Genomic DNA, 5,821 nt, shown 5'->3' on the forward strand with positions numbered 1-5,821 from the left:
AGCCTTGTTGGTGAAGGTTACGGCAAGTATCTGCCGGTAGGCGCGTGGATTGATTATCAAATGCTTGATGTATTCCACAGTTTGAGGGCCAGACGAAAACCAAGCTCGGCAACACCGAGATTCGCGGCCTGGTGCAGGGTGCGGTGACGAAGGGCCTCGCTGAATACCTCGAGGAAAACCCCGCGCCGGCAAAACGCATCATCAGCAAGGCGACCCAGGCGCTCAAGGCGCGCGAGGCTGCCCGCAAGGCCCGCGAAATGACGCGCCGCAAGGGTGTGCTCGATTCATTCAGCATGCCGGGCAAGCTTGCCGACTGCTCGAGCAAAGATGCCTCGCTGTCTGAAATCTTCATCGTCGAGGGCGATTCCGCAGGCGGTTCAGCCAAACAGGCGCGCGACCGCAAATACCAGGCGATTCTGCCCTTGCGCGGTAAGATTTTGAACGTCGAACGCGCTGGTTTGCACCGCGCGCTTTCGAGCGACACCATTTCGAGCCTCATTACGGCAATTGGCACGAACATCGGCGAAGATTACAACGGCGATGCAGCTCGCTATCATCGCATCATCATCATGACCGATGCCGATGTCGACGGCGCGCATATTCGCATTCTGCTGCTGACGTTCTTCTACCGCTATATGCCCGACCTCATCAATCGTGGCTACATCTATATCGCGCAGCCGCCGCTGTACGGTTTGAAGAAGAAGAACTCCAAGTCGGGCAAGATTTTGAAGTACATCTACAACGACGAAGCCAAAGACAAGCTCATGGCCGAACTCGATGACCCTGACAAGTACGACATTCAGCGCTACAAAGGTTTGGGCGAGATGGACCCCGAGCAGCTGTGGGAAACCACCATGGAGCCTGAGACGCGCACACTTCTGCGAGTGACTATTGAAGATGCCGCTGCAGCCGAGCTTGCGGTTTCCGAGCTCATGGGCGATCAGGTTGAGCCGCGCAAGGAATTCATTCAGAAGCACGCGCTCGACGTTCGCTTCCTTGACATCTGAGATTGCGCTGGCCTGACGGCCGGCGCAAATGCCCGACGCTGCGCGGCAATCGGGCGGCGAATTTCGGGCTCAGCCTTCGGCTCGCGTACCAAAGTACGCTTCGCCTCGGTTCCACCCGAACTTCACTCGCCCGGTTGCCTGCTCGCTGACATGTGGTTCACCTACGCCTAAGAAAACCACCCTAGGCGTGCGGTCTAAGATTAAGCCGTTCTTACGAAAGGACAAAAGTGGCTGATCAGGATATTATTGCAAGCTCTGATTCGGGGGCTTCGGGCATCAAGTTGGCTGAACTTGGCCACGAGATGCGCTCGTCGTTCCTCGAATACTCGATGAGCGTTATCGTCGCTCGCGCATTGCCCGATGTGCGCGACGGCTTGAAACCGGTTCACCGCCGCATTCTGTATGCAATGTACGACAGCGGCATTACGCCCAATCGCCCGCACAGCAAGTCTGCGCGTACGGTTGGCGACGTTATTGGTAAATACCACCCGCATGGCGACGTTGCGGTGTACGACACCATGGTTCGCATGGCTCAGGACTTCTCGATGCGCGTGCCTCTGGTCGACGGCCACGGCAACTTCGGCTCCATCGATGGCGACTCGGCCGCAGCTATGCGTTATACCGAGGCTCGTTTGGCTAAGCCTGCCATGGAATTGCTGCGCGACCTTGAAAAGGAAACGGTCGACTGGAATCCCAACTATGACGAAAGCCTGCAGGAGCCTTCCGTGCTTCCTGCGCGCTTCCCCAACCTGTTGGTGAATGGCTCGAACGGCATTGCTGTTGGCATGGCGACGAACATTCCGCCTCACAACTTGGGCGAAACTATCGACGCGACGTGCATGATGCTCGACAACCCCGACTGCACGACCGAAGAGCTCATGACTGTGATGCCCGGCCCCGATTTCCCGACCGGTGGCGTCATCATGGGCAAAAAGGGCATTCTCGATGCATACGAGACCGGCCGCGGAAATCTCACGATTCGTTCGAAGCACGAGATCATCGAGGGTAAGAACGGCAAGCACTCCATCGTGATTACCGAGATTCCCTATCAGGTGAATCGTACGAACCTCATGCAGAAGCTTGGCGAGCTCATTCGCGACAAAAAGCTGCCCGAGATTTCGAATGTGCACGACGGTGCCGACCGCAACTCGCCGGTCGACATTATCATCGAACTCAAACAGAACGCAATTCCCCAAGTCGTGCTCAATAAGCTCTATAAGCATACCCAGCTGCAGGTCGGTTGGGGCGTTATTATGTTGGCCTTGGTCGATGGCGTGCCCCGTACGCTTTCCTTGAAGGAAATGCTGCATTACTACATCCTCCACCAGGAGGACGTCGTCACGCGTCGTACCAAGTACGAACTGCGCAAGGCCGAAGAGCGCGCTCATATTCTTGAAGGCTTGCTCATTGCCTTGGACAACATCGACGAAGTTATCCAAATTATTCGCAGCAGCGAGACCGACAAAGAGGCATCTGCTCGCCTTACCGAGCGCTTTGGCCTTACCGACGCGCAAACGCAGGCCATTTTGGAAATGCGCCTGCGCCGCCTCACCGGTTTGGAACGTCACAAGCTCGAGGCCGAGTTGAAGGAGCTCAAAGAGAAGATTGACTACTTCAAGCGCATTCTCGCCGACGAGAATCTTATGCGTCAGGTTATCAAGGAAGAGCTGCTCGAAATCAAAGCGAAGTACAACACGCCTCGCCGCACGCAGCTTTCCGCCGCCGCCAAAGATATCGATGTCGAAGACCTCATCGCTGAGGAAGACATGGTTATCACGGTGACGAAGGCCGGATACGTGAAGCGCCTGCCTGTCGCGACCTATCGCCAGCAAAAACGTGGCGGCAAGGGCATGCAGGGCGTGAGCTTGAAAGACAACGACTTCGTTGAGCACCTGTTCATCGCGTCGACCCATAGCTACATGCTGTTCTTCTCGACGCGCGGCAAGGTTTATCGCTTGAAGGTTTACGAGATTCCTGAGGCAAGCCGCCAGGCTCGCGGCACGGCAATCGTGAACCTGCTGCCGCTCGAGAAGGGCGAGACCATTTCGGCGATTATCGCGACGAAAGACTTCCCCGAAGATGAATACCTCATGTTCGGCACCGAACAGGGCATGGTGAAGAAGACCTCCATGAGCCTGTACGATCGCAGCCGCCGCGACGGACTTATCGCTATCAACCTGAAGGAAGACGACAATCTCATCGCCGTGCGCCGCGTGAAGCAAGGCGAGCGCGTGATGATGGTTTCGAGCGCCGGCAAAGCGATTACCTGGGACGAATCCGAGGTTCGCTCGATGGGTCGCGATACCATGGGCGTGCGCGGCATGACGGTTCCCGCCGGCGTGCGCGTGCTTGGCATGGAAATCGCCCGCCCGGGCACCGAGCTGTTCGTAATCACCGAAAAGGGCTATGGCAAGCGCACTCCCGTTGCCGACTATCCGCTGCACCACCGCGGCGGCCAGGGCGTGTTTACCATTACCATGACGGCGAAGAAGGGCCAGCTTACGGCTATGAAGGTCGTCGAGGAAAGCGATGAGCTCATGATTATCTCGGAGGAAGGCGTCGTGATTCGCACTTCCGTCGAGAGCATTAGCCAGCTGGGACGCTCCGCCCAGGGCGTGCGCGTGATGAACGTCGCCGATTCCGACAAGGTGTGCACTTGCGCCATCGCGACCGAAGATAAGAAGAAAGACGGCGACGAAGACGGCGATGCGGACGATTTCGATGAAAACGAAACCGCTGACTTGAACGACGCCGACGACACCGAGGTTGAAGCCGACGTCGATGTTGAAGATGAGGCTGATGAAGCCGAAGAAGAATTCGACGAAACCGAAGACGACGAATAATCGCTCGTGAGAATGGTGGCCGATCGGGGCAAACCCGGTCGGCCACTAGTTTTTGAAAAATTTTTTCAAAAACTCGTTGACTTCTAAGCTGTATGGGTTATTATTATCGAGCTGCTTATGAAGTGCGCCGTTACCTCAGCTGGATAGAGGGACTGACTACGAATCAGTACGTCGGGGGTTCGAATCCCTCACGGCGCACCACTTTCTCGCCGATTGCAAAATCGGATTAAAATTAGCCGATAAGCAGTTGCGCCGCGAGAGCGGCTTTTTTATTGTCTAGGAGAAAAGGGCCATTTTGAAGGTTCGAAAACACATAGTTCGCTAACCTTGAGGTCCTCCGCTTTCCTTCGTGGGCCTCAGGCCGCATTGTTCGAGGGGAGGCAAGCTTTGCTCTACTTGTCCAACATGCTGGGTAATCCCGTATACGATTCGACGGGAGAAAAGCTCGGTGTTGTGTCTGATCTCGCTATTTCCACGGGCGAGATGTTTCCACGCATTACTTCTTTGGCGTTTAAAGGCCCTGGCCGCACGCCGTTCATGATTAGTTGGCGTAAGTATGTCGACAGTTTTTCGGAAGACGAAGTTCGTCTTAATACCGAGTCGTACAACATTCGCTTCAGTTATCTGCAGCCTGACGAAGTCTTGCTTGCCCGCGATTTGCTCGACCAGCAAATCGTCGACACGCAAGGCCTCAAGCTCGTGCGCGTTAACGACTTGAAGCTCTCCCCTTCTGGCACGCAGCTGCGTCTTCTGGGCGCCGAAGTTGGCGTGCGCGGTATTCTGCGCGGCCTTCATCCGCTTCTTGAGAAAGCCGTTGTGAGCACGGCGAAGCTCTTCGGCAAGAAAATCGACGAAAAGATTATTGCCTGGAACTATATGGACCTGCTCGATCGCGACTTGTCCAAGGTGCAGCTTTCCGTGACGCACCGCCGCTTGAACGAGATGCACCCTGCCGACGTCGCAGACATTCTGGAGCAGCTCGATCCCAAGCAGCGCGCCGAGGTGTTCAAGCACCTTGACGATGCGCGTTCGGCCGAGGTTATCGCCGAGTTGGAAGATGAATACCAGGCTGAAACGCTCGACGATTTGGGCGACCGTGAGGCTTCCGGCCTTTTGGGTCAAATGGACCCTGACGATGCAGCCGATATTATTCGTGACCTTCCTTATGAAAAGGCTGAAACGCTGCTTCGCCTGATGGGCGTTGAGGATGCGGCCGAGATTCGTTCCCTGCTCGGCTATAAGGACGACACTGCCGGCGGCATGATGACCACCCAGTTTGTCGCCATGAAGGAAACCGACACTGTGCTTGACACGGTTGAAGTGCTGCGCGCCCTTGATGAAGACTTCCCGACCGTCCACTTCGTGTATGTGCTTGAGGAAGATTCCGAGAAGCTTGTCGGAGTGCTGTCGATGCGCACGCTGGTGTTGGCGCATCGCGAATCACAGCTCAAAGACATCATGTACACCGAGATCATCTCTGTGCCGCCCGATGAGGATGAAGAAGAGGTTGCTGCCGATATCTCGAAATATGATATGGTCGCGTTGCCTGTCGTTGACGAATCGGGACGCATGCTTGGCTTGGTTACCGTCGACGACGCCATGGAAGTCATGGAGGAAAGCACCGAGAGCGAAAAGAGTACGTCACGCGCCCTTACGGTGGTTGCCGGCGTTATCGGCGGCGCGGCGGCTCTTGCCGTGTATACGCTCATCGTGCTCGAAATCGCGGGGGTGCTGTAAATGGCCGCCGCGCGTCGCGATGCAACGTATGACGAGGTCATGCAAGAACGCCGCGAGGCTGAATATGCCGCGCGCAAGGCGGGAAAGCCCGAACTTGTGGAAACCCCTTCCGATTCTGCTGTCGCAGAGGAATCGGCCGACGAAAAGAAGAAGCCGTTCTTCCTGCTCGTGCTTGCAGCTATGGGTCCTGGCGTCGTAAGCGCCATGGCCGGTAACGATGCGGGCGGCATTTCG

General features: G+C 56.3%; 2 protein-coding genes, 1 tRNA gene and 2 pseudogenes. All 5 read left to right on the forward strand.

What is annotated here, in order from left to right:
- Window positions 1-74 precede the first annotated feature (74 nt).
- Window positions 75-1,007: pseudogene (locus tag ACWI8T_RS07680) on the forward strand (toprim domain-containing protein); the annotation flags it as partial.
- 227 nt (window positions 1,008-1,234) lie between these two features.
- On the forward strand, window positions 1,235-3,850 hold the full coding sequence (gene gyrA / locus ACWI8T_RS07685) for a DNA gyrase subunit A (RefSeq protein ID WP_449138512.1): 2,616 nt from the start codon (window positions 1,235-1,237) through the stop codon (window positions 3,848-3,850).
- Window positions 3,851-3,974: 124 nt separating this feature from the next.
- Window positions 3,975-4,051, forward strand: a tRNA-Arg gene (locus ACWI8T_RS07690).
- Between the two features lie 186 nt (window positions 4,052-4,237).
- Complete coding sequence (locus ACWI8T_RS07695) at window positions 4,238-5,587, forward strand: magnesium transporter MgtE N-terminal domain-containing protein (protein ID WP_449138513.1); 1,350 nt, start codon at window positions 4,238-4,240, stop codon at window positions 5,585-5,587.
- Window positions 5,588-5,821: pseudogene (locus ACWI8T_RS07700) on the forward strand (divalent metal cation transporter); the annotation flags it as partial.

The sequence above is a fragment of the Slackia sp. genome, assembly GCF_977041755.1.